This is a genomic window from Bacillus sp. LR_5 (genome assembly GCF_042709275.1).
Genome location: NZ_JAVAXX010000074.1, coordinates 1 through 24901 on the forward strand (window position 1 = coordinate 1; position 24901 = coordinate 24901).

General features: G+C 48.5%; 23 protein-coding genes and 1 pseudogene. 15 read left to right on the plus strand and 9 right to left on the minus strand.

The features are described 5' to 3' along the window. The first annotated feature begins 54 nt into the window (after positions 1 to 54). On the plus strand, positions 55 to 1158 hold the full coding sequence (locus RAC86_RS16385) for an ABC transporter ATP-binding protein (RefSeq protein ID WP_024572486.1): 1104 nt from the start codon (positions 55 to 57) through the stop codon (positions 1156 to 1158). 33 nt (positions 1159 to 1191) lie between these two features. Here RAC86_RS16385 and RAC86_RS16390 read toward each other — a convergent pair whose 3' ends face one another. Then, on the minus strand, positions 1192 to 2058 hold the full coding sequence (locus RAC86_RS16390) for an endonuclease I family protein (RefSeq protein ID WP_038427902.1): 867 nt from the start codon (positions 2056 to 2058) through the stop codon (positions 1192 to 1194). Positions 2059 to 2139: 81 nt separating this feature from the next. Next, positions 2140 to 2258 (minus strand): annotated as a pseudogene (locus tag RAC86_RS16395) (hypothetical protein); the annotation flags it as partial. 224 nt (positions 2259 to 2482) lie between these two features. Here RAC86_RS16395 and allC point away from each other — a divergent pair. From allC to pucE, 7 genes are all read left to right on the plus strand, one after another. After that, positions 2483 to 3721: an allantoate deiminase gene (allC, locus tag RAC86_RS16400; protein ID WP_377885876.1), complete on the plus strand. Its 1239-nt coding sequence runs from the start codon at positions 2483 to 2485 to the stop codon at positions 3719 to 3721. Between the two features lie 16 nt (positions 3722 to 3737). Then, entirely contained in the window at positions 3738 to 4988 is a 1251-nt protein-coding gene (pucG, locus tag RAC86_RS16405; protein WP_377885877.1) for a (S)-ureidoglycine--glyoxylate transaminase, read from the plus strand. Positions 4989 to 5214: 226 nt separating this feature from the next. Beyond that, a complete protein-coding gene (locus RAC86_RS16410) occupies positions 5215 to 6207 on the plus strand; it encodes an XdhC family protein (protein ID WP_160221799.1) in 993 nt (330 codons plus the stop codon). After that, positions 6204 to 6821, plus strand: coding sequence for a xanthine dehydrogenase accessory protein PucB (pucB, locus tag RAC86_RS16415; RefSeq protein ID WP_377885878.1), 618 nt, complete (start codon positions 6204 to 6206; stop codon positions 6819 to 6821). The genes RAC86_RS16410 and pucB overlap by 4 nt, the downstream gene beginning before the upstream one ends. Then, positions 6818 to 7651 (plus strand): xanthine dehydrogenase subunit C, encoded by an 834-nt coding sequence (pucC, locus tag RAC86_RS16420; protein ID WP_015251287.1) that lies wholly within the window; start codon positions 6818 to 6820, stop codon positions 7649 to 7651. Before pucB ends, pucC begins: the two co-directional genes overlap by 4 nt. After that, positions 7652 to 9889: a xanthine dehydrogenase subunit D gene (pucD, locus tag RAC86_RS16425; RefSeq protein ID WP_377885879.1), complete on the plus strand. Its 2238-nt coding sequence runs from the start codon at positions 7652 to 7654 to the stop codon at positions 9887 to 9889. After that, complete coding sequence (gene pucE / locus RAC86_RS16430; protein WP_014480766.1) at positions 9880 to 10401, plus strand: xanthine dehydrogenase subunit E; 522 nt, start codon at positions 9880 to 9882, stop codon at positions 10399 to 10401. The genes pucD and pucE overlap by 10 nt, the downstream gene beginning before the upstream one ends. 205 nt (positions 10402 to 10606) lie before the next feature. On the opposite strand, the gene yuzJ is transcribed toward pucE, so the two are convergent. The 6 genes from yuzJ to pucR all read right to left on the minus strand — a co-directional run bounded on the left by yuzJ (position 10607) and on the right by pucR (position 17389). Next, positions 10607 to 10738: a YhzE/YjcZ family sporulation protein YuzJ gene (gene yuzJ / locus RAC86_RS16435; protein WP_009968115.1), complete on the minus strand. Its 132-nt coding sequence runs from the start codon at positions 10736 to 10738 to the stop codon at positions 10607 to 10609. A gap of 422 nt (positions 10739 to 11160) precedes the next feature. Then, positions 11161 to 11505 (minus strand): hydroxyisourate hydrolase, encoded by a 345-nt coding sequence (gene uraH, locus RAC86_RS16440; protein WP_029725894.1) that lies wholly within the window; start codon positions 11503 to 11505, stop codon positions 11161 to 11163. Continuing rightward, positions 11505 to 12989, minus strand: coding sequence for a factor-independent urate hydroxylase (gene pucL, locus RAC86_RS16445; protein WP_088467376.1), 1485 nt, complete (start codon positions 12987 to 12989; stop codon positions 11505 to 11507). The genes uraH and pucL overlap by 1 nt, the downstream gene beginning before the upstream one ends. Before the next feature lie 12 nt (positions 12990 to 13001). Beyond that, entirely contained in the window at positions 13002 to 14294 is a 1293-nt protein-coding gene (pucK, locus tag RAC86_RS16450) for a uric acid permease PucK (protein ID WP_014480761.1), read from the minus strand. A gap of 5 nt (positions 14295 to 14299) precedes the next feature. Next, the gene (pucJ, locus tag RAC86_RS16455) at positions 14300 to 15649 is read right to left on the minus strand and encodes a uric acid permease PucJ (RefSeq protein WP_088467374.1); all 1350 of its coding nucleotides are present in this window, start codon (positions 15647 to 15649) and stop codon (positions 14300 to 14302) included. Positions 15650 to 15793: 144 nt separating this feature from the next. After that, on the minus strand, positions 15794 to 17389 hold the full coding sequence (gene pucR, locus RAC86_RS16460; RefSeq protein ID WP_038429568.1) for a purine catabolism transcriptional regulator PucR: 1596 nt from the start codon (positions 17387 to 17389) through the stop codon (positions 15794 to 15796). Between the two features lie 174 nt (positions 17390 to 17563). On the opposite strand from pucR, the gene RAC86_RS16465 reads away from it, so the two are divergent. The 7 genes from RAC86_RS16465 to yunB all read left to right on the plus strand — a co-directional run bounded on the left by RAC86_RS16465 (position 17564) and on the right by yunB (position 23693). Further along, complete coding sequence (locus tag RAC86_RS16465) at positions 17564 to 18904, plus strand: allantoinase (protein WP_377885880.1); 1341 nt, start codon at positions 17564 to 17566, stop codon at positions 18902 to 18904. Between the two features lie 98 nt (positions 18905 to 19002). Next, positions 19003 to 19350, plus strand: a complete 348-nt coding sequence (locus RAC86_RS16470; protein WP_029318465.1) for a YunG family protein — start codon at positions 19003 to 19005, stop codon at positions 19348 to 19350. Between the two features lie 37 nt (positions 19351 to 19387). Next, entirely contained in the window at positions 19388 to 20236 is an 849-nt protein-coding gene (locus RAC86_RS16475) for a DUF72 domain-containing protein (protein WP_003243895.1), read from the plus strand. Between the two features lie 17 nt (positions 20237 to 20253). Continuing rightward, entirely contained in the window at positions 20254 to 21075 is an 822-nt protein-coding gene (locus tag RAC86_RS16480; RefSeq protein WP_003228670.1) for a sulfite exporter TauE/SafE family protein, read from the plus strand. Positions 21076 to 21094: 19 nt separating this feature from the next. Further along, positions 21095 to 22483 (plus strand): bifunctional metallophosphatase/5'-nucleotidase, encoded by a 1389-nt coding sequence (locus RAC86_RS16485; RefSeq protein ID WP_377885881.1) that lies wholly within the window; start codon positions 21095 to 21097, stop codon positions 22481 to 22483. A gap of 64 nt (positions 22484 to 22547) precedes the next feature. Beyond that, positions 22548 to 22853 carry a YunC family protein gene (locus RAC86_RS16490; protein ID WP_015251300.1) on the plus strand — a complete coding sequence of 102 codons (306 nt, stop codon included), beginning with the start codon at positions 22548 to 22550 and terminating at the stop codon, positions 22851 to 22853. A gap of 72 nt (positions 22854 to 22925) precedes the next feature. Further along, positions 22926 to 23693, plus strand: coding sequence for a sporulation protein YunB (gene yunB / locus RAC86_RS16495; RefSeq protein ID WP_015483652.1), 768 nt, complete (start codon positions 22926 to 22928; stop codon positions 23691 to 23693). Positions 23694 to 23720: 27 nt separating this feature from the next. Here yunB and lytH read toward each other — a convergent pair whose 3' ends face one another. Then, positions 23721 to 24701, minus strand: coding sequence for an L-Ala--D-Glu endopeptidase (gene lytH / locus RAC86_RS16500; RefSeq protein ID WP_014480753.1), 981 nt, complete (start codon positions 24699 to 24701; stop codon positions 23721 to 23723). Positions 24702 to 24901 lie beyond the last annotated feature (200 nt).

Here is a 24901-nt window from a genome sequence, read left to right on the forward strand (position 1 = left end):
CCAAGTTGTTTCCAGTGACGAAATAACGGGTCAAAAGATAGGGGGACTTTTCTGATGGCTTCATTAACATTTGAACACGTCAAAAAATCATATCACTCACAATTAACCGTGAAGGACTTTGATTTAGATGTAAAGGATAAGGAGCTTTTGGTGCTGGTGGGGCCGTCAGGATGCGGAAAATCAACAACGCTGCGGATGGTGGCTGGATTAGAAAGCATTTCTGAAGGAAATCTTCTTATTGATGGGGAGCGGGTCAATGATCTTCCGCCGAAAGAACGTGATATTGCGATGGTATTCCAGAACTATGCGCTTTATCCGCATATGACGGTTTTTGATAATATGGCGTTTGGATTAAAGCTCAGAAAGATGGCGAAACAGGAAATTGCCGAGCGGGTTCATGCGGCAGCCAGAATTTTAGAAATTGAACATTTGCTGAAGAGAAAACCGAAGGCGCTCTCCGGCGGGCAGCGGCAAAGGGTGGCGCTTGGCAGGTCGATTGTGAGGGAGCCGAAGGTCTTTTTAATGGACGAGCCGCTTTCTAATCTGGATGCAAAACTAAGAGTGACGATGCGGACAGAAATCAGCAAGCTGCACCAGCGATTAGAGGCAACGATCATTTATGTCACGCATGACCAGACCGAAGCAATGACTATGGGAGATCGGATTGTCGTCATGAATGAAGGGGAAATCCAGCAAGTGGCGAAACCTCATGACATTTATCATTACCCGGCCAATTTGTTTGTCGCAGGCTTCATTGGCTCTCCTGGGATGAACTTTTTGAAAGGCATCATAGAACAGCAGCATGGCGAGCTGTTTTTCACAAATTCTTCGATCCGGCTTCATATTCCTGAAGAAAAAGCAAAGCGGCTGAAGGAAAAGGGATATGCCGGAGAACAGATGATTGCCGGTGTACGGCCGGAGCACATCACACAAATGACAGGAAATGACCAGTTGTTTGATTCAGTGTTTCAAGCGAAGGTGGAAGTGAATGAAAATCTGGGCTCGGAGCTCATAGTGCATGTCATGGCTGGGGACGAGCGGCTCAAGGTCCGCCTGGACGGAAACACGCGAATCGATGCAGGCGATTCAATCCAGCTCTCAGTGAAAATGGACCACGTCGTCTTTTTCGATGCGGAAACGGAAGAGGCTGTGTATTAGAAAAAGGTGCTCCTCAAAAGGAGCACCTTTTTCTTACGGCCAAATCTCATCCGCCCATTCAGGGTGGTCGATAAATGGATTGCGGTTGTGCTGATATTTTTCATAAATGATTTCATTTCTTTTCCGCTCGCGGTCGTCAACCGGATCCTGCTTATTCCATTCGAGCAGGACAGATTGTTTGCCATGATAAGGAGCTGAGCCGTTGCCTGTCTTATCATTAAGCTCAAGATCAGGATAGCCGTCATCACCCTCGTAACGGACAGCCATGTAAAACAGCATGCGGGCAACATCGCCTTTCACATCATCGCGGGGCTCCCATGAATCGCCGTCATAATAATTTCCGGGTGCCTTCGCATATTCAGTGCCGCCATTGTCAAAATCCATATTTCCTCTTGTGCTGTTAACTTGAACATCGGCTGGGCGTAAATGATGAATATCAGTACCAGGTCCCTTGCTCGTACCAAAATCGCCATGGGATTTCGCCCAGACGTGCTCGCGGTTCCAATCGCCGACATTGCCGCCGTTCAGGTTTTTGGACCGCGATTCATTCGTATAGAGCAGGATGACGTTATTCGGATTTCTCGGGTCTTCATCCGTTTCTTTCAGCGCGTTCCACACTTCGCTGTAGGACAGCATCGTGTGTCCGCTGATAATACGGTGCAGGGTGCTTTTTAGCGAGTCTCCTGTTTTACCTTCAGCCCCTTCATAATAGGTATCTGTGTCAGCATAGGGTGCAGCGGGGGCGGCTAATGAGAGAAGGCTTCCTGTTCCTGAAGGGGAAGACGCCAATCGGTCATTGAGGCTTAATGCGGTTTGCGCGCTTGCTGAAGCTGCCGGCGCAAGCCATCCGGAAATCAGTAATACACAGACGAGCGGCAGAAACCATGCTTTTTTTGTCATCACTTGCCCTCCTTTTATCAGATCATGTCTATTATCTAAAATTCAAATAAAGGATAGAAGTGTCATTTTGTATATTTTTCATTAAAATTGTAAATTAGTCCCTTTGGAGGAGGCGGAAATCTCCTGTTCCATATCTTTAGGTCCTGTTTTTGCGAGCTGCCGGCATTTCCGTTTTCATCCGTTCCGCAAACATCGCCTCTCTGGCAAGCTGAGCTTGACCCTCTCTTTCGCTCTTGCTGGCTCTCTTCCTTACCGTGTTTTCTTTTGACCTTTACACTAAAATAGTTGTGACATATAGGGTGAATCTGGTTGTTGGATAGATACTGCGACTAAAAAATAAACGTTTTTTTGGTTAATCTGTCAATGAACTATCATGTTCTTCCTTCTATAATGAAGTCACCATAGCGGACAGAGGGGGGAGTACATGGAAAAGCAGAAGCTTTCAGTAAAAAACAGCATCACAGATTATATTGAATGGCTCGCCCAATACGGTGCGTCTGCGGATGGCGGCGTAACGAGGCTTTTATACACAAAAGAGTGGATGGACGCACAGCTTGCTGTGAAAACGGAAATGTCTTCTTTCGGGCTTGACACAAGATTCGACGATGTCGGCAATGTGTTTGGAAGGCTTTCGGGCACCCATTCTCCGGATGAAGTCATTGTAACCGGTTCACATATCGATACTGTCATCAATGGGGGGAAATACGACGGCGCCTATGGTGTTCTGGCGGCGATGCTTGCGATAAAGCGGCTCAAAGAGACATATGGAGCGCCGAAAAAAACACTCGAAGCGGTATCCTTATGTGAGGAGGAGGGCAGCCGTTTTCCAATGACCTATTGGGGATCAGGGAATATGACGGGTGTTTTTTCATTACAGGATGGAGCAGAGCCAAGAGACGAATCAGGAGTCTCGCTGCAACATGCGATGCATGAGAACGGTTTTGGCAAAGGTGTGTTTCAGGCAGCATATCGGACAGATATCAGCGCTTTTGTTGAGCTCCATATTGAACAGGGACAGACATTGGAAATGTCAGGACGGGATCTCGGGATTGTGACAAGCATTGCGGGGCAGAGGCGCTATCTCGTCACGCTGGAGGGTGAATGCAATCATGCGGGAACCACCTCCATGAAATGGCGCAAGGACCCGCTCGCAGCCAGCAGCCGTATCATTCATGAGCTGTTGCTGCGGTCGGAGGAGTTGCCGGATGAGCTCCGTCTGACATGCGGAAAAATAACGGCAGAGCCCAATGTAGCCAATGTCATACCGGGCCGCGTCCAGTTTTCAATCGATATTCGCCATCAGCATCAGCATGTGCTGGAGCAGTTTCATCAAGACATGGTTGCTTTGATCAACGGTATTTGCCATCAAAAAGGAATTCGCGCCGTGATTGATGAATATATGCGAATAGAGCCTGTGCCGATGGACGAAAGGCTGAAGGCTGCGGCTTTTGAAACAGCATTAGAAAACAGCTTCAACTGTGAGGAAATGGTGAGCGGAGCAGGGCATGACGCGCAAATGATCGGAAGGCGCTATCCTGCTTGTATGCTGTTTGTGCCGAGCCGAGGCGGCATCAGCCACTCACCGAAGGAATATACGTCAGCCAGACAGCTTGAGATCGGCATCCGCGCACTGACTGATTTATTATACAAACTGGCTTACTGATAAAGGAGGAATGGCTGTGTCAGGCAGAAGAGAATTATGCACCCCGTTAAGAACGATTATGACGCCGGGGCCTGTTGAGGTTGATCCGCGTGTATTAAGAGTAATGAGCACCCCGGTTGTCGGCCAATTTGATCCGGCGTTTACAGGTATTATGAATGAAACGATGGAGATGCTTCGGGAGCTGTTCCAAACAAAAAACCGCTGGGCATACCCGATTGACGGCACTTCACGGGCGGGAATTGAAGCAGTGCTGGCTAGTGTGATAGAGCCGGAAGATGATGTGCTCATTCCCATTTACGGCCGTTTCGGTTATTTGCTGACTGAAATCGCCGAGCGATATGGGGCAAATGTTCATATGTTTGAGTGCGAATGGGGAACGGTTTTTGACCCGAAGGACATCATACGGGAGATAAAAAAAGTGAAGCCGAAAATTGTGGCCATGGTGCATGGAGAAACATCGACAGGACGGATTCACCCGCTGAAAGCCATCGGCGAAGCCTGCCGCACCGAGGATGCATTGTTTATCGTCGATGCAGTCGCAACGATTGGGGGCTGCGAGGTTAAAGTCGATGAATGGAAGATTGACGCTGCCATCGGCGGAACGCAAAAATGTTTGTCTGTGCCTTCAGGAATGGCGCCGATTACATATAATGAGCGGGTGGCGGACGTGATTGCAGCTCGTAAAAAGGTGGAGCGGGGGATTGCGTCACAAGCTGACAGGGAAGCGCTTTCGGGAAATCGGCCAATCACAAGCAACTACTTTGATTTGAGCCAGCTTGAGGATTATTGGAGCGAAAGACGGCTCAATCATCATACAGAAGCGACGACGATGCTGTACGCCTTACGTGAGGGAGTCAGACTGGTGCTTGAAGAAGGCCTTGAGGCGCGTTTTGAGCGGCATCGGCACCATGAAGCCGCATTAGCAGCAGGGATAAAGGCAATGGGGCTAAGATTGTTTGGAGATGACAGCTGCAAAATGCCTGTTGTCACCTGTGTCGAAATTCCCGGCGGCATTGACGGCGAGTCTGTCCGTGGCATGCTGCTGGCACAATTCGGTATTGAAATCGCCAGCTCATTCGGCCCGCTCGCAGGGAAGATCTGGAGAATCGGCACGATGGGGTACAGCTGCAGAAAAGAAAACGTGCTATTCGTGCTTGCCGGGTTAGAGGCTGTGCTTCTCAGACATAACGCAGGAATCGAAGCAGGAAAAGCGCTCCAAGCAGCGCTGGATGTGTATGAAAACGCTGGCCGCCAGGCAGCGGTGTAAAGAAAAGCTTGCGGAACTCCGCAAGCTTTTTAGATATGATTTCGTGTTTTCTCCAATCTGATTTTCTTCGTTTGACTCTTTTTACAAATCCTCTTTCTATGTGTTTCATTTTCTGACAAATCATGAGTCATTTTTTCTTCCATCGTCTATTCTTTATACAAGTTACCTATAAAATCACGCTGAACTAGTTGTTTCTCACGGCAATTTTCGAGAGGAGGATGCGGCATTGGGGAATTTTCACACGATGTTAGATGCGCTCCTGGAAGACCAGGAGGAGGCTGTACTGGCGACAATTGTTCAAGTGGAAGGCTCCGCGTATCGAAAAGCAGGCGCCTCTATGCTCTTTAAGAAAAATGGCAGACGGATTGGCTTGCTGAGCGGCGGGTGTGTGGAAGAAGATGTATTCCAAAGAATCAGTGCGCTGGGCGATCAGCTCACACCAACGCTGATTCCCTACGACATGCGGTCGGAGGACGATCTTTCTTGGGGCATGGGAGCCGGGTGCAATGGCATTATTCATGTTCATGCAGAGCGAATCACTCAGGAAAAAAGGCGGCACTATGAGAAAGTGAGAGACTGCCTTCATTCAGGCAAAGCTGTCACTTCTGTTATAAAGATTGAATCCTCCCATTATTTATTTCTGACGGAGAACGGGCATTTTGGCAACTGGCCGGACGCGCCTCTGCAAGCTATTCAACGTACTGTTTCAACGCTTCATTTACCGCATTTCGATCCACCCACTAACATGTTTATTCAGCGAATTGAACCGAAGCCGCGCCTCATTCTGTTTGGGGCGGGACCGGATACTGTACCGCTGGCCAATTTGGCGGCTGACACAGGTTTTTCTGTTATCGTGACGGATTGGCGGCCCGCTTATTGTACATCCTCTCTTTTTCCAAAAGCGGATCAGCTGATCACCGCTTTTCCGGAACAAATGCTTAGCGAATTTCAATTTTTTCCACATGATGCAGCTGTTGTGGCAACCCATCATTATCAGCACGATCAAACGATCATCAACTTCTTATTTTCTCAAAACCTCCATTATATTGGACTGTTGGGTTCGGCAAACCGCACGAAACGGCTGCTGAGCGGAAAACATCCTCCGTCTCACTTTTACAGTCCGGTCGGGCTGAAAATCGGTGCGGAAGGTCCCGAGGAAATTGCGGTAAGTGTAGTTGCAGAAATTATTCAAACAAGAAAACGGGTGGCGGTTGTATGAGAAGCCCCTATCTGATCGGCGTGTTTCTCGCTGCCGGCAAAAGCAGAAGAATGGGCCAAAACAAGCTGGCTTTGCCGCTAAAAGGAGAAAACATAGGCTCACTTTCCTTGAAAACTGCTCTGTCGTCCCGCCTTGATCACGTGCTGGTCGTCGAGCGGACAGAACATGCCTCCCTTGAGTGGATAGGAGCGCCGTATCACGCTTCGCCTTTTCAAAAACGCTGGAGCCTGCACGTTTGCCAAGACGCAGAAAAGGGTCAGGGGCATTCAGTCAGCAGCGGGGTGAGAAAAGCAGAAAGCATGGGGGCGGACGGCGTTGTCATTTTGTTAGCCGACCAGCCTCAGCTTTCCGTCGATCATCTCAATGCCCTTGTGGCTCTGGCTCCTGAGTCATTTGCCGTTTCATCGTTTTTAGGGGCGTTCACCCCGCCAATCTACTTCTCGTCGGCTTGTTTTCCTTATGTAAAGGGGTTAACGGGAGATGAAGGGGCTCGCAGGCTCCTGAAAAGCGGACAGCTTGGAGCAGGAGCGGTTTTGGAGGCAAAGGATAGCGGTGAGTTGGACGATATTGATACACCCGAGGAATATGACATGGTAAGGAGGGCGATGGCTTGAACGGCCAGGTGACAAAAGCAAGGATGAATATTCAATTATGGAGACCGACAGCGCTTGATGAGGCCTATTCGCTTTTAGAGAAGCTTGCTCCGGATGTGTGTGCCGCATCGGGAAGCACGCTGCTTCAGCTTCAGTGGGACAAAGGAACTCTACCGAAACAGCACCTTGTCAGCCTTGAAGGGATTGACGAGATGCGAGGGATCAGCGCCAGTGACACCCACGTGTCGATCGGGGCGCTCACATCACTGAATGAATGCAGAAAGAACCCTTTGATCAAGAGAGCGCTTGGCTGTTTCAGTGACGCTGCTTCCGCTGTCGCTGCACCGGGGATTCGCAGCCATGCCACGATTGGCGGCAACATAGCGAGTAAAATCGGTGATTTCATTCCGCTTCTGCTTGTGCTTGGTGCTGAGCTTATCGTATATCAAAAGGAGCTAATCAGGCTGCCGCTTGGCGCTTGGCTCAGTGAGGAAGACTTTAGAACGGCTATCGTCACGCGTGTCATCATTCCGCGGGCGGAGGGAGAGCGTGTATTTTATCACAAGCTTGGAAGGCGCCAGGCTTTTACAGGAGCGGTTGCTGTTGCAGCTGGACGTTTTTTGAAAGACGGCGGCATTCGCCTCGCCGCTGGCCATGCCGATATCACTCCTAGGAGATTATTGGACAGCGAAGCGAAATGGATGGCACCAGGAGGGGACTCGCATGATCTGTACAAAACACTTATCCATGAGCTGCCGTTTTCCTCAGATGCTTTTATGTCAGCGGCATACAGAAAAAAAGCCGCTGCCAACGTCATCATGGCAGAGCTGATGGCTGAGGGAGGGGAATAAATGATCATCAACAAACCGTCAAGAGTCAGGCCGGATGGAAGGGGTAAGGTCACAGGGGAATTGAAATATATGACCGATCTCAGCTTTCCAGGAATGCTGTATGGCAAGGTGCTGAGAAGTGCTTATCCTCATGCAGAGATTGTGTCGGTTTGCACCATAAAAGCTGAGAAAATGGAAGGCGTACAAGCCGTCGTCACACATAAAGACGTTCCCGGCTTAAACCGATTTGGCATTGTCATCCCTGATCAGCCGGTTTTATGTGAGGACAGGGTGCGGTATGTCGGGGATGCGATCGCCGCAGTTGCTGCGGAAACGGAAGAAATCGCGGAAGCGGCGCTGGAGCTGATTCGAGTTGAGTATAAAGAGCTGGAAGTCATGGATTCACCAGAAAAAGCGATTCGGCCGAATGCGCAAAGACTGCATGAGGACGGGAATATCCTGCACCGCGCGTTTTTTTCAAACGGCGATGTGGAAGAAGGGTTTCAAGCATCTGACACAGTCCTTGAAGAAACCTATGAGCTGCCGCGGCAGATGCATACGTATATGGAAACGGAGGGAGGCGTAGCCGTTCCGGAAGACGACGGGGGGTTTACGATGTATGCAGGAACCCAGCACGGCTATAAAGACCGTTTCCAGCTTGCCCGTATTTTTGACATTCCTGAAGAGAAGATCAGGATTGTGTCAAGTCCGATGGGCGGCTCGTTCGGAGGGAAGGATGAGCTGAATATTCAGCCGTATGCCGCGCTTTTGTCACTGAAAAGTGGACGTCCTGTCAAAATCCATCAGACACGAAAGGAATCTGTACGGTCTGGCATTAAGCGCCATCCGATGAAGATTACGATAAAAACGGGTGCGGATCATTCGGGAAATCTATTGGCGCATGACGTGAAAATTGTGGCGGACACAGGCGCATATGCTACGCTCGGACCGGCTGTTCTTGATTTTTCTGTCGAGCATGCCGCGGGGCCGTACCGTATTCCGAATATCCGGACTGAAGGAATATCAGTATTTACGAACAACGGGGTGGCGGGGGAATTTCGGGGTTTTGGCGGCAACCAAATCACATTTGCACTCGAAACCCATCTCGATCGTCTCAGCGGCATGCTCGGCATCGACCCGCTGGAGCTGAGAAGAAAAAATATCAGAAAACCGCATGACTTGGGGCCTCTTGAGCATCGGATTGCACCGACTGACGGAGCGGCACAGGTGTTGAATGCCATATCTAAATCTCCCATTCTTAAAAAAACAAGCCGGAACTGCGGGTATCTGCAAAGAGGCACGGGAGCGGCAATTACAATGCACGGCGGCGGGCTGGGGTTTGGCCGAATGGATGCGGCAGGAGGCCGTTTGTCTCTTTCGAGTGAAGGAAAAATCACTGCTTCGTTTGGATTTGAAGAATGCGGACAGGGGATTCTAGCAGCGATTGAACAGATTGTCATGGAGGAGCTAGGTTGTGCCGCAGAAGATATTTCCATTGTTATTGGGGATACCGCAAAAGTGCCGAAGTCAGGCTCCTCCACAGCATCCCGCGGTACAAGCATGGTGTGGCACGCGATCCAGCGTTTGAAGAAGCCGTTTCTAGCTCAGTTGAAAAAACGGGCGGCAGAATGGAGCGGCTGTTCAGCGGAAAATCTTATTCCCGGCGCTGCAGGCTTGCGTGACAAAAACACAAAGGCGCTCGTGGTGACGTATAAGGAGCTGGCTGAAAAAGGCCCTTTGGCAGAGGAAACGGCCTTTGACTTTCCAACAACGCCTGATCCTGTGGTGGGCGGCCATTTCCTCTACTCATTTGGAGCGGCTGCCGTTGAGGTGGAGGTAGATCTGTTAACAGGCGATGTCAAATTGATAGATTGTGAGCACGCTATTGCGGCAGGTCCGGTTGTCAGTCCGCAGGGATATCGAGGTCAAATTGAAGGCGGCGCTGCCATGGCACTCGGCTATACGCTGATGGAGGAAGCGAAAATGACGGACGGCCGTTATGCCGCAGAAAATCTAGAACACTATTTGATCCCTGGAGTCAAAGACGTTCCTGACATGAAGGTGATCGCAATAGAAGAACTAATGAAGGGTGATGCATATGGACCACGCGGTGTTGGCGAAATCGGAACAATCGCCATCACTCCGGCGATTGTAAAGGCAGTACATGATGCGGTCGGATGCTGGATAAACAAGCTGCCAATTTCAAGAGAAGAGCTGCTTGAAGCGATAGACAGAAAGGGGCTGAAGCAATGGACGTAAAAGAGGCCGGGCCATTTCCTGTAAAAAAGGAACAGTTCCGGATGACCGTGAATGGGCAGGAGTGGGAGGTTGCTGCCGTTCCTACGACACATCTGAGTGACCTGCTTAGAAAGGAATTTCAGCTGACCGGGACAAAGGTGTCCTGCGGAATCGGCCGCTGCGGAGCCTGCTCTATTTTAATCGACGGAAAGCTGGCCAATGCGTGTATGACCATGGCTTATCAAGTGGACGGCCATTCCATTACAACAATCGAGGGCGTACAACAAGAGGAACTGGATATCTGCCAAACCGCTTTTCTGGAAGAAGGAGGCTTCCAATGCGGCTACTGTACCCCAGGAATGATAATTGCGCTTAAAGCACTGTTTCGGGAAACCCCTCAACCTTCTGACGAAGATATAGAAGAAGGGCTGGCGGGGAATTTGTGCCGGTGTACCGGGTACGGCGGGATTATGCGGTCAGCTTGCAGGATTAGAAGAGAGTTGAACGGAGGGAGACGGGAGTCCGGCTTTTAAAAGCCGGACTTTTTTAGCCTCAGTCAGACAGCGCGATCAAGACGCAGAAGCGTTGTGGGAAAACACACGATAAATCTCGTAGAACTTGACAGCTTCTGGATTACAAAAAGATTAGTGAACACATAGCAAAGACGCCATAAAAACTTCTTATGGCGTCTGTCGGACAGGGAGGTGTTGGATACGGCGGAGGCAAGGAAAGTTAAACTTAATAATTAAAGATAGCTGCTCCAACAATGATCAACAAAATGAATAGCACCACGATCAAAGCGAAGGAGCTCCCGAAACCGTTTGAGTAACCAGAGTTTCCACTGTATCCACCAGAATTGTAGAATCCCATAATGTCACCTCCTTTAGTGGAGATAGTATAAGATATGCCAACGATTATTTTCGACATAGATTTAAGTCTAAAAAAGAAAAAATGAATATTTTGTCTAAAGGTGTAAGAGAGAACGCGTTATCAAAACTATTAAAAACGCAGCAATTGTCTTCAGAGTATTTTTTCGAGAAAAAACGCGGTCTGTTTATAGGATTGGAGAAGGGAGCTCGGCTGCTAAGAGCTGACTTATTAGTTTGAAACCTCGATTTATAAATGAAAGGACTACAGGATATTTTTGTCGTAGGCAATTATCCTGAAAAATATAGGTGAATGTTTATTCTAGCTGTTGTTTCACTAAGCGTGGGATTACTGCAAGTACTGTCCTAGGATCAAAAGTTTATTGAAGTGCAAATAGAAGACCGCCGGTGAGGCGGGCTTCCTTCTTAACTCCCCCTATACACCTGATAACCAAACGGCGACAGCAAGAGCGGGATATGATAATGTGCATCTGGATCTGCAAGCTGAAAACGGACGGTAACTATGGTTAAAAACGGCTGGTCGACCGTATTCACGTATTTATTCGCAAAATAGTCTCCTGCATGAAATTCCATCACATATTCTCCGGACACCAGCTCTTCACCAGCCAGCAGAGGGACATTGGCTCTGCCGTCATTGTTAGTGTAAACCTCTTTCAAAATACTTTCGCCCAGCCGCTTCAATTCAATTTTTACGTTCGCCGCTGGTTTGCCGCTGGTTAAATCTAAAATATGGGTTGTCAGTTTTCCCATCAGGCTTTCAGGCTCCGACATTTTTCAGCGGCTTTCTGTTTTTCTTTCTCGGCGTCTTCTCTTGTCACGGTAAAATATTGGAAACCGTATGGCGGGCGCGGTTCGGTGTAGACTTTTCCTTTTGAGCCCGGGATTTCTTCGACAACCGTATCCCACGTGTGATTTTGAGATTGGAAGCTGACATCAGTGAGCTGTGGGAACCTCGCTAATATTCTGCAGCCGATATGATAGATTAGGTTTTGGATTGAAGGGGTTTCGAGCTCGTGAAAAACGGTGCTCGCCAAGTCGCGGACTTGTTCAGCCGCAACGTAGCGGGCTGGATCAAAAGCGTATGCGTCATTGGTATTTTCATATTGCCAGCTGATGTTTAAATAGACAAACAGCGGGCGGTTGCCGTCTTCCGGGAGAGTCGTATATTCGTCCCGGATGAAGCCGACGAAGGAGTTGCCGCTCACCTTGACGAGCTGAAGATCCATGATTTCGCTGTATTGCTCGGTAATCGTTATGGTATTCCCGCTTCGTTCTGCTTTCAGCACAGAGCGGCTTCGTTCATTACGCGATCTTCTGAAGACGAGGCGGCTTGTACTGAGCTCTTTCTCCTCGTATGCAGGCATTGCTTCAAACGGAATGTCTTCGCCAGTCAGAGTGATCGTGTCCATATGAGAATAAGTATCTAAAAATCGGTGAGCTACATAGTGTAGGAACCCCTCGGTTGTCATTCCTTCATAGGATGCGAGATGGCGCTGGATAAAGTTTTTCATTGAATCCGTTGCCACGACGAGAGTGTTGTCTCCGTCTGTAAATGATGGCAGGAAGGCTTCTCCGCCAATTTCGCATGTCACATCAACGCCGACAACGGTATTGCTTCTCCCGGCAAAAGATGATTCTGGGATTTGCTTCACTCCAGTGAGCGGTTTTAAAAACGTTCGGTATGCAAATACATTTCCTTTGCCATAAGACATGGTTCTTTTCATTTGCGTCTCTCCTTTTTCAGTGATGATGTCAGCCAGACGAAAGCGGGCGATTCGGTAAATTTCTATAAGGGCCTGCTGGAACTCCGTTTCTCGTTCGCTCTCAAGCCTTGCCAGAAGGGCTTGGTGAATGTCCTGTTTCGTCTTTCCCTTCACCGCTAAAATAAAAGGAAAGCCGAAGCGATCATAATAGTGTTCATTCAGCTTGAGAAACTCCTCGTATTCCTGCTGTTCTAATTTGCTGAGCCCTGCGTTCTGCTGCTCTCGTACCGAGTCATCGCTCATTGTTTTCTTTGTTCCGAGCCGGGGATGCTTTTTGATTAAATCAAGCTGTGTCTCGCGATCCGCGGCTTTTACAATGCCAGTCATTTTGCGGTGAAGATCAGAAAGCGACGAAAACGGCCGTAGTGCTGCGGATCTCTCCGCAATCCATGAAGAGTGTTCAAAAATAGAGCCAAGTGTGTCTGTCAGTGTTTGTGTATCCATTTGGTTCAGGTCATCCATTGTGAACATTGGCATCTTCCTTTACGTTTTTATGTCTGTGCCATTCGGCTGTTTGGTTTGAAAAAAAGCGTGCAGTGCAATGGCCGTCAAACTGCCGATCACAATTCCGCTTCCTGCCAAGACAGAGGCCGCGCCCGGAAGAGATGAAAACAACGCGGGAACTGTTGTAGCGCCAAGCCCCAAGCTGACGGAAGAGGCGATAATCAGCAAGTTGCCTTGCGAATCAAGGTCAACGCTGGATAGCATTTTGATCCCGTAAGAAATGACCATGCCGAACATGACGATCATTGCGCCGCCGAGAACTGGGGTGGGGATCACTGTTGTCAGGGCCGCTGCTTTTGGAACCAGCCCGATCGCCATCAGCATGATTCCTGTAATGGCGATGACGTTGACACTTTTCAACTTTGAAAGCTGAACGATGCCGACATTCTGCGAGAAAGCTGTATAGGGAAACGCGTTAAATAATCCGCCCAGCAAAATCGCAAGGCCTTCTGCCCGGTAGCCTTTTTCCAGATCCTTCTCCGATAGCCTGCGGTTTGTGATATCGGCAAGCGCAAAGTAAACACCTGTCGATTCAACGAGGCTGACAATCACAACGAGAAGCATCGTGACAACAGCCGGCAGCTCAAAGGTTGGCGGTCCGAAATAAAACAGAGATGGAACATGAAGCCAAGACGCCTCCAAGACCTCAGAAAAATCGACCTTTCCCATGAAATATGCAGCCGCTGTTCCTGCGATAAGACCGAGCAAAATCGCTATGGAGCGGATAAAGCCTTTAAAGAAATAAAACAGCAATAAGATAAATGCTGTGACGCCAAACCCGAGGAGCACGTTGTCCAGTGAGCCGAATTCTTTGCTTCCTTCACCTCCGGCCAGGTTATTCATTGCCGTTGGAATCAGGCTGATGCCGATGATCATGACGACTGATCCGGTTACGACAGGCGGAAAAAAACGGACAAGCTTCCCGAAGAAGCCCGCGGCTAAGACGACAATCAGTCCTGCGGCGATAATGGCACCATATATCGCTGGGACACCGTAAGTGCTTCCGATGGAAATCATCGGGCCGACTGCGGTAAACGTGCATCCGAGCACAACGGGAAGGCCGATGCCGAAATATCGGTTTCTCCAGAGCTGCAAAAGAGTTGCCGCCCCGCACATAAACAAATCAATCGCGATTAAATACGTCAGCTGCCCCGCATTCAGCCCGATCGCTGCTCCGACGATCAACGGAACGAGAATGGCTCCCGCATACATGGCAAGCATGTGCTGAAGCCCCAGCATCATTAGCTGTAAGGCATTGTGCTGTTCCTTCATCTTTTTTACACCTCTTTTTCTAATGCGAGTGTATGTTCTAATACCGGAAGTTCTGTTTGCTGTGCTGTTAATTCTTTTTTGTCGCGCAAGCTGAAAAATAGATTCAAAAAGATGGCGGTCAGGCTTCCAATGATGGTGCCGTCACTGACCAGAATTCTAATCGGAGCGGGGAATTCAGCAAAAATCCCGGGGGCCGTGCTGGCGCCGATGCCGAGTGCGATTGAGCATGCGATGGTCAGGAGGTGGTATTGATTTTTGAGATCCGCTGTGCTGAGCATTTTGACGCCGGAGGCAATCACCATGCCGAACATGACGACGGTCGCGCCGCCAAGTACAGCAGCAGGAACGGCAGATGCAAGGGCGGCAATCTTCGGAATCAGTCCGAGACAGACAAGGATACAGCCTGCGGTAACGACGATGTTTCTTGTTTTCACTTTGGTCAGCTGCAATAAGCCGGCGTTTTGCGCAAAGGTATTATAAGGAAAGGCATTGAACAGCCCGCCGATGAGAATGGCGATTCCTTCCGCTCGATAGCCTTTGACGAGATCTTTGTCAGTTAAAGGTCTGCCGCATATCTTTCCGATTGCGTAAAAAACGCCGGTTGATTCCACAATAATGACGATTCCGACGATCAGCATCGTTAAGATCGGACCGATTTCAAACGCAGGGGCTCCGAAGTAAAAAGGCTTCGGGATTTGGAAGAACGGTGCTTCTGTAACAGAAGAAAAGCTGACTTTGCCCATGATCGCTGCTGCCGCTGTTCCGGCGGCGATGCCGATCAGAACGGACAGTGTTCGGGCAAATCCTTTGAGAAAGCGGTTGAGGACTAAGATCAGAACAAGGACACCGACAGAGAGAAGAAGGTTTTCGAGCGAACCGTATTCGGGGTTGGCGCTGCCGTTTATTTTTTCGCCGCCAGCCATATTTTTCACACCTGTCGGAACAAGTGAAAGGCCGATCAAGGTCACAACGGTACCTGTTACGACAGGAGGAAATAACACAGTCAGCTTGCCGAAAAAACGCGCAAACAAAAAGATGAACACACCGGCCGCAATGATGGAACCATAAATCGCGTGAATGCCGTAATTGCTGCCGATTGCAATCATTGGGGTGACGGCCACAAATGAACTGCCAAGCATGACGGGAAGCCCGATGCCGATGTATGTTCCGCGCAAGGTTTGCAAAAGCGTAGCGACGCCGCATGTTAACAGGTCAATCGCCAATAGGTAGGACAGCTGTTCAGTTGTTACATTCAGCGCCCTGCCGACAAGCAGGGGCACCAAAATCGCACCTGCATACATGGCGAGCACATGCTGCAGGCTAAGTGTAAACACCTTAAACGATCTTTTTTTCACTATAGTCCCTCCCTGTATGTGAACTTTAGTAACATGATATCGTGCCGATCGAGGGGTGTCATTGGATACAGTAGCTGAAAAAGACAGGTGTGATTGCTGAAAGTGACGAAAAATGATTCGTTTTGTAAGAAAATGTAACGAGCATTAGCTGATCAGCCGCTGCATACGTAAGGCAAGCCGCAAACGCATCGTTGTTTCAGGATCTTTTAAGCTTTTACCCAGAAGCTCTTCGCATTTTTCAAGGCGGTATATGACCGTATTGCGATGAACGTACAGACGCTTTGCCGTCTCTGAAATTTGGCAGTGTGTCTCTAAATAGACGGAAAGTGTATGAAGCAGGCTTTGATCCTCCTGCTGTTTTTCAGCGAGGCTCTGAAGCGTGGAGTTGTAAAATTTCTTCAAATCCTCAACCGGGAGCAAGCGCAGAAGCTCAGGCACATCTTTGGCGTGATACACCTGGATAAATGCGGTGCTTCTCGACAAATGCCCCGATTGCAGAGCATCAGAAGCTTCTGTGAAAGCGTCGGGAACATCAATGAGCTTTTGGCAGATATTGCTGATGCCAAAGGACACGGTTCGTTTAAATTGAGCGCTGACCTGTGTTTGGAACTGTTCTAAAAAGCTGATCACCGAGGCGTGCATTTCACTCCAGCTGTCTGTCGCTTCGATTAGAATAATGCCGACGTTTCCTTTCATAAAGAAGTGAGGCGGAAACGGGAAGGCTGATAATTCACCTTCAAGAAATTCGAATACGCTGTCGGAAGCGAGCTGATTTTCTGTAAAGCTGATTGATTCGTCATTGCGATCGAGTTTGCCGGCGATGCACATGTATTTTTGATCCCAGCGCAGCTTGAATTCTTTCGCCCGGTTTTTGATTTCGTCATCTGAAGAAAAGGTCCGCTCAATAAAATTGTTGAAAAACTCATTGCGGGCCCGCCGGCTGAACTGCTTCAGCGCATTTTCCTTCAGCAGTTCAAAGGAAATGACGTTGGCCGCTTGTTCAATCGTGAGGATCAATCCTTTGTCGCCTGCCTGCACCATGTCCGGTATCAGCAGGTAGCCGCAGTTTTTTTCGTGATTATAAATAGGCAGGACAGAATATGTTTTCTGATCTGAGATTGTAGAGAAACAAGTGAAAAATGGCCCGGATACGGTATTCAGGGTGCCTTTCAGCTTTTCGGTCTCAACTGAAATCTGATGAGACGCAGACAGCATTTTGGCATGCTGGTCAAGCAGCAGCACGGGAAGCTGAAGGAGGTCTGACACCTTTTTGAGGAGGGATTGCAGCCCCTTGCCGCTCATAATGTGGTTTGTGAATTTTTTGTGCGCGTAAATAGCTTGCTGCAGCTCGTTAGAACGCATATCGAGAATATGGCTGAGTGTGGCATTCACAATATCGCCGAGTCGGATGTGTTCCGGAAGCTCAATGATCGGAAACGCATATGAATCGGCCAGTTCGATGATTTCCTTCGGGATATCTTCCAGATAGCGCTTTGTTTTAATGCCGAGGCCCGCGCAGCCGCGTTTTGCCATTTGCCGAATCAGTTCAGATAATTGATGCGGGTGATCCTTCAGGTGATAGGCGGTGGTGACGAGCAATTCATTCTTATGCAAAAAGTCTGCGATATCCGGAGCGTCCATCATATTGACATGCTGAACCTCTCTTTCCCCTCCTGCTTTTCCAGCGATTAAATTGGCGTTTTTAAAAGCCGGTATTTTCATCACATCAAAAATATTCATAGCGCATTCTCCTTTTCTATAAAAACATTGGTTAAGGTGAATAATTTTCAATAGGAATTCTAGCGGTTTTGCTGATGTAATACGATCATAGTAGCAGTAAACTGTTGAAAATAGAACTGGTTGTGTTACATAAACTGACATGAAAAATCGTCATCCTTACATGGGGGGATCAATATGGCTTACGATATGGTGATAAAAGGTGCGAAGGCAGTTACGCCAGATGGCGTTATAGAAGCTGATATTGCAGTTCAAAACGGTGTCATTGCCGAGATAGGTTCTGACATTGAAGCAAGCGGGACGGAAATCATCCAGGCAGACGGGAAATACGTGTTTCCTGGTGTGATAGATTGCCATGTTCATTTTAATGAACCGGGCAGGGAGGATTGGGAGGGGTTTGAAACAGGTTCTCAAATGATGGCCGCAGGCGGTTGCACCACCTATTTTGATATGCCGCTCAACTGTATTCCATCAACCGTGACGGCAGAGCATCTTCTCGCAAAAGCTGAGCTAGGCAGGCAAAAATCTGCCGTGGATTTTGCGCTATGGGGCGGCCTTGTGCCAGGCCATATCGAGGACATCCGTCCGATGGCTGAAGCGGGAGCGATCGGGTTTAAAGCGTTTTTATCAAAGTCAGGCACTGATGAGTTCCGCTCTGTTGATGAACGGACATTGCTCAAAGGCATGGCAGAAATCGCGGCTGCAGGAAAAATCCTCGCTCTCCACGCGGAAAGTGACGCGATTACAAGCTACTTGCAGATGGTTTTGGCCAATAAAGGAAAGGTGGACGCGGATGCGTACGCCGCCTCCCGCCCGGAGGAAGCAGAAGTTGAAGCGGTGTATCGCACGATTCAGTATGCGAAGGTGACAGGTTGTCCGGTTCATTTTGTCCATATCAGCACGGCGAAAGCGGTCCGGCTGATCAGAGAGGCGAAACAGGAAGGTCTTGATGTTTCGGTTGAAACATGCCCGCATTATGTCTTGTTCAGCCATGACGATTTACGGCAAAGGGGCTCTGTCGCAAAATGCGCGCCTCCGCTCCGGTCGCTGCAATCAAAAGAGACGCTGATCGAGACGCTCATTGCCGGGGACATTGACATGGTTTCCTCAGACCATTCCCCCTGCCGTCCATCCTTGAAGCGGGAGGATAACATGTTTTTATCATGGGGCGGAATCAGCGGCGGGCAGTTCACTTTATTAGGAATGCTGGAACTGGCGCTTGAGCATCAGATTCCATTTGAAACCATCGCAGAATGGACAGCGGCGGCCCCTGCAAAACGATTCGGCCTTCAGAAAAAAGGGCGGCTTGAGGCGGGGTGTGATGCAGATTTCGTGCTCGTCAGCATGGAGCCGTACACTGTTACAAGAGAATCGATGTTTGCAAAGCATAAAAAAAGCATTTACGAAGGACATACATTTCCCTGCAGCATTTCGGCCACTTACAGCAAAGGCCGGTGCGTGTACAATGATGGGGAAAAAGTCACTGAAATTGACGGAGCTCTGGTCGTTCCTTCGTAAGCCCGGCGGATTTTACCGCCGGGTTTTTTGATTTCCTCCGTTCTAGTTTTTAAAATCTCATCAACGTGGTATCTTTTTTAAAAAAGGAGGCGGAGGCAATGGAACATGTCAAATACATACTTAAGCAATCCTGGTCGCGTCATTCGAGCTCTAAATGGACGGAAGAATGCCCGTCATGCGGCCAATGCGGCGTGACGGCATTGGTGATTCAAGACCATTTCGGCGGCACGATTTTCAAAACAAAAGTCGGTGAGAGCTGGCATTTTTACAACAGCATCAATGGTGTGATGTACGATTTTACGAGTGAGCAGTTTCAGGCGCCTATTGAATATCAGCATATTCCTACCTCAAGAGAAGAGGCGTTTTTAGATACGAATGAGGAACAATATCAGCATCTTCGTTCTGCATTTTCCCGCCATATGAACAGCATTTCCAAGGAAACCTGAAAACACGTGTGATAAACTGGAAGAGAGGTGAATGAGTGTGATTTATATCGGACTGACGGGGTGGGGGGATCATGACAGCATCTATCCGCCGAAAACGGCCAGCCAGAAAAAATTGCAGGCCTATTCCTCCCATTTTCCGATCGTGGAATTAGACGCGAGCTTTTACGCGATTCAGCCGGCGCGCAATAATGAAAAGTGGGTGAAGGAAACGCCCGAAACCTTCCAATTTATCGTGAAAGCATATCAGGGCATGACAGGGCATCAGCGCGGCGAAATTCCCTTTGACTCAAAAGAGGAGATGTTTGATGCGTTTAAGGTGTCTCTAACGCCATATTTACATAGCAATAAGCTCGCCATGGTGCTGTTTCAATTTCCGCCTTGGTTTGACTGCAAGAAGGAGAATGTCGCCTATTTGAGATGGTGCAAGCACCAAATGGGAGATATCCCTTGTGCGCTTGAATTCAGAAACCGTTCCTGGTTCTCGCCGCCATTTTATGAGCAGACGCTTTCATTTATGAAAGCGGAAGGCTGGATTCACAGTGTCTGTGATGAACCGCAAATCGGAGAAGGCAGCGTTCCGACCGTGTTGCGCGCGACCGATGAAAACAAAACGCTCGTCAGGTTTCACGGACGCAACAAGCAGGGCTGGATGAAGCCTGATGGCGGGAAAAACTGGCGGGAGGTCAGGTACTTATACCGCTACAACCAACAGGAGCTGGAGGATTGGAAAAAGCACCTGAATGAATTGCAGCAGCAATGTAAGGATGTTTTTGTCCTGTTCAACAACAATTCCGGCGGTGACGCTGCGGATAATGGCAAGCAGATGCTTGAACTGCTTGATATCGAGTACAGCGGACTTGCTCCGAGACAGCTCGATTTATTTTAGAAAAGAGGTTTTGATTGATGTCGTTTGTGATTTTGGTCGTACTGGGATTAATCGCAGGTACGGTAGGAAGTCTGATCGGGCTTGGCGGCGGAATTGTCATTGTGCCATCTCTGATGTTTTTAAGCACAGTGACGCAGCTGTTTCAGGATGTGACGCCGCAGGTTGCGATTGGAACTTCGCTTTTGGTCATTATTTTTACGGGCCTTTCTTCAACTTTGGCTTATATTAAATATAAAACCGTTGATTATAAGAGCGGGCTCATTTTCTTTATCGGTTCGGGTCCCGGCAGCATGATCGGGGCTTACGTGTCAAAGCTGTTCAATTCAAACTCGTTTTCCGTTTGGTTTGGCATTTTTATGATTCTGATTTCATTATCCTTAATGCTGAAAGCGAAAGCCCGGCCAATCAACAAAGCGCACAAAGGAATTATCCGGACATTTCAGGATGATGCCGGTGAGCCTTATACGTACTCATATCAGGCCTCTGTCGGTATTGCCATTGCCTTTGTTGTCGGTTTTTTAGGCGGACTTTTCGGTATAGGCGGCGGATCACTGATGGTTCCGGCGATGATGCTGTTATTTCTGTTTCCGCCGAAGGTTGCGGTGGCAACGTCCATGTTTATTATTTTCCTGTCTTCTATGACAGGGTCTGTTTCACATATGATTTCCGGGCACGTCAATTGGCTGTACGCCCTCGCGCTTGTGCCCGGCGCTTGGTTCGGCGGAAAGCTTGGCGCCGCCATCAACAGAAAAATGCAGACGAAAACGATCGTTATGATCATGCGGATCGTATTGATTTTGATCGGCTGCCAGCTCATTTATGAAGGCATTTTCAGCTGAACGATTAGGGAGAGATATTATGAAGGAGAAGCTCCGCTTATATCATACAAATGATTTGCACAGCCATTTTGAAAACTGGCCGAAAATTGTAGATTATATCGAGCAGAAAAGAAAAGAGCATCAGTCAGACGGCGAAGAGACGCTCGTTTTTGATATTGGCGATCATCTAGATCGTTTTCAATTCGTGACAGAGGCGACATTCGGAAAAGCGAATGTCGATCTCTTAAACCGCCTTCACATTGATGGAGCGGCGATCGGCAATAACGAAGGGATTACGCTTCCGCATGAAGAGCTTGCTGCCTTATATGATCATGCTGAATTTCCTGTCATCGTCTCTAACCTGTTTGATAAAAATGGAAACCGTCCGTCCTGGGCGGTGCCTTACCATATCAAATCATTGAAAAACGGTATGTCCATTGCTTTCTTAGGTGTAACTGTGCCGTATTATCCTGTTTATGACAAGCTGGGGTGGACAGTAACGGATGCCCTTGAAAGCATAAAGGAAACCATTCTGGAAGTGAAAGGGCAGGCTGATATTATCGTTCTGCTGTCACATTTAGGCATTCTTGATGATCAGGCAGTGGCTGAAGCGGTGCCTGAGATTGATGTAATCCTCGAATCACATACCCATCATTTGCTCGAAGATGGACAAGTGGTTAATGGGGTACTGCTGGCCAGCGCCGAGAAATACGGGCATTATGTCGGCTGTGTAGAAATCACGGTGGACAGCGTACAGCGAAGCATCATCAGCAAAACGGCTTCTGTGCAGAACATGGCGGAATGGACAGGAGAATCCGCAGAAACAAAAGTGTTTCTCAATGAAAAAGAACGTGAAGCCGAGGAGAAGCTGTCCGATGCCGTTGCAGAGCTTGCACAAGATGCTGAGGTGAAGTGGTTTGAAGAATCAGAGCTGCCTTTGCTTTTAGCATACGCCTTAAAGGAATGGTGCGAGACGGACATTAGTATGGTCAATTCAGGTGTCATTCTCGGTCCGCTAAAAGCAGGTCCTGTGACAAAGCTGGATCTGCACCGCATCTGTCCGCATCCGATCAACCCGGTGGCTGTCCGCCTGACGGGAGAAGAATTGAAGGAAACCATTGTCCATGCCGCTTCCGAACAAATGGAGCAGCTCCGGATCAAAGGACTCGGCTTCCGCGGAGAAGTGATGGGGAAAATGGTGTATGCCGGCGTTGAGGTAGAAACGAAACGGCTCGATGACGGGATCACCCACGTCACTCGGATCACGCTGAACGGGGAAGATATTGAAAAACATAAACAATACTCCGTTGCGGTGCTTGATATGTTTACGCTCGGCAAACTGTTTCCGTTGATTCGCGACGCTGCAGAAAAAGAATATTTTATGCCGGAATTTTTGCGGGATCTGCTTGCTTGGAAGCTTGCGCAATAAGGCAGTCAGCCCACAACAAGCTGTGCCCTTCATCATAAAGTGATGAATGAAGGGAGTGGTTGACGTGGTAAACCTGACACCGATCATGATAGAAGGACAGCCTTTTACAGCTGTGACAGTAAAGCTTCCCAAAACGAATTTTATGGCCGTCGCCAATGATCACGGATATATTATGTGCGGTGCGCTGGATGTGGCGCTGCTGAATGAAAAATTAAAGGAGCGCGGCATTGTGGCGGGACGCGCAGTTGGTGTCCGCACCATTGACCAGCTGTTAGACGCACCTTTAGAATCCGTCACGTACGCCGCGGAAGATCTTGGCATTCAAGTCGGCATGAGCGGCAGAGAAGCGCTTTTAAAAATGGTGAAATAAAATAAATTGGCCCCGGCTATTACTATGTCCCCTCTTACAAGCATACATTGTGATATGTAAGGGGGGATTTTCTTGCCAAGATATCGCGGCCCTTTTCGCAAGAGAGGACCTTTGCCTTTCCGTTACGTGATGCTCCTGTCCGTTGTCTTTTTTATCCTGTCAACAACGGTCAGCCTTTGGATGATCAATGGCTCGATCAAACCTGTTTTAATGGACATCGGCGAGATGGAAACGAAGCGTATAGCGACAGAGGTGATCCAGGATTCGATTGAGGACTATATGTCTGATAGTGAAAATATGAAAGATATGTTTCAAATGAATTCTGATGAAAACGGAAACTTAACGACAATCGATTTTAATACACAGGTTGTAAACAGTGTGAAAACAAAAGTGACAAAGCAGCTTCAGGCTCATTTGAAAGAGATGGAAACCCATACCGGACACAGCGGCGCCAGTGAAAACATTATGATCAACATTCCGCTGGGACAGGTAACCGGCAACAGCCTTCTTGGAAACCTCGGGCCGAAAATCCCGGTCCGGTTCAATTTAATCGGTGACGCTTTTACAGATGTCAAAACCAAAATCAAGCCGTATGGCATAAATAACGCACTTATTGATATCAGCATCTTTGTCGAAATTAAAGTGAAGGTCATCATTCCATTTGCCAGCAAAACCGCTGTCGTCACAAATAATGTTCCTGTATCGATTAAAGCAGTGCAGGGCGAAGTGCCGCAGTTTTATAATGGAAGTGGCGGCTCGGGTGTCACGCCTTCTGTCCAGCTCCCGAGCAGCAAAGAAGAAGACGGTGCTGATTCAAAAAAAGAAAAAAGCAGCAAATAAGCCGCCTGTCGAAGAGGCGGCTTTTTGTTACTTCTTTTTTTGGTATTCATATCGCTCCCACGCCCTCAAATGCGGGTATGGATCAAATGACCATTCGGTTCTTCCGTTATCTTTGTACATGCCATAGTGCAGATGCGGCGGGAACTTCCCGGCGGTTCCCGGCGGGCCGTATCCGGAGCTGCCGACTGATCCGATCACTTGGCCAGGCTCAACGATTTGTCCTGTTTTAATCCCTTTGGCAAACCCATTGAGATGGGCAAAATAATGATACGTATTGTTAATGTCCCTGATGCCGATTCTCCATCCTCCGAAGCGGTTCCAGCCCTTCATTTCAACTACGCCGTAACATGTGGATTTGACAGGAAGGCCGTAATGGGCAAAGATATCCGTACCTTCATGAATCCGCCTTCCACCGAAGCCGCGGGCATCTCCCCACGTGCTTCGGTAGCTGTAATCGGTTCTGATCGGAAGCGGGAATGCATGCTCGCCCAGATCAATATGGCCGTAGGCTTTAAACAGCTTCATGAATTCAGATATAATCCCCACTGTCTGATCACGCCGGTAATAATTCCAAAGCCCGATCCGGATGTTGTCTTCATCTGTGCCATACGACAGTAAGTATTGGCTGAACGTATACAAGATATCTTCATCGTTGCTGACCTCGGCTTTCCCGTCTCCATCGCCATCCATTCCGATTCCGTCAAACACTTTAATGCTTAACGGCGCATCGTCTTTCGGATTCGGGTTTTCAGGCCCGCTCCAGATGTCATCGGGTATATAGATGCTGATGATTCCCGCCTTTTCAGGCAGATCTTTCCGGTTGCTCCGCACGTTTTCTTCGTATTGATCAACAGCGGCGAGCGCATACCAAGGGATCTGCGTCACAGCTTCGATTTTATGATATAATTCCATCCGTTTCGACAGCACTGGATCTGAAAGTTTTTTTCCAGACACAGAAGGCTCAAATGCAAACAAAAGGAGAAGAAGAGCGGATAACAAAACTTTCACAAAATAATCTCCTTTCATATTGAATACACATAGTTTGCGGCAACCCGGCTTAAAAATGTCAGTAATCATCTTCCCTTGTCGAGAAATTTTTCCTATGTTAAAGTGTCTAAAGAAAAGACTTTCTTTAGTTAGAAAAACATTATTTTTGTTGCAGAACTAAAACCTGCACCTTTCTCGTTTTCAGAATGTTTCGTGTCAGA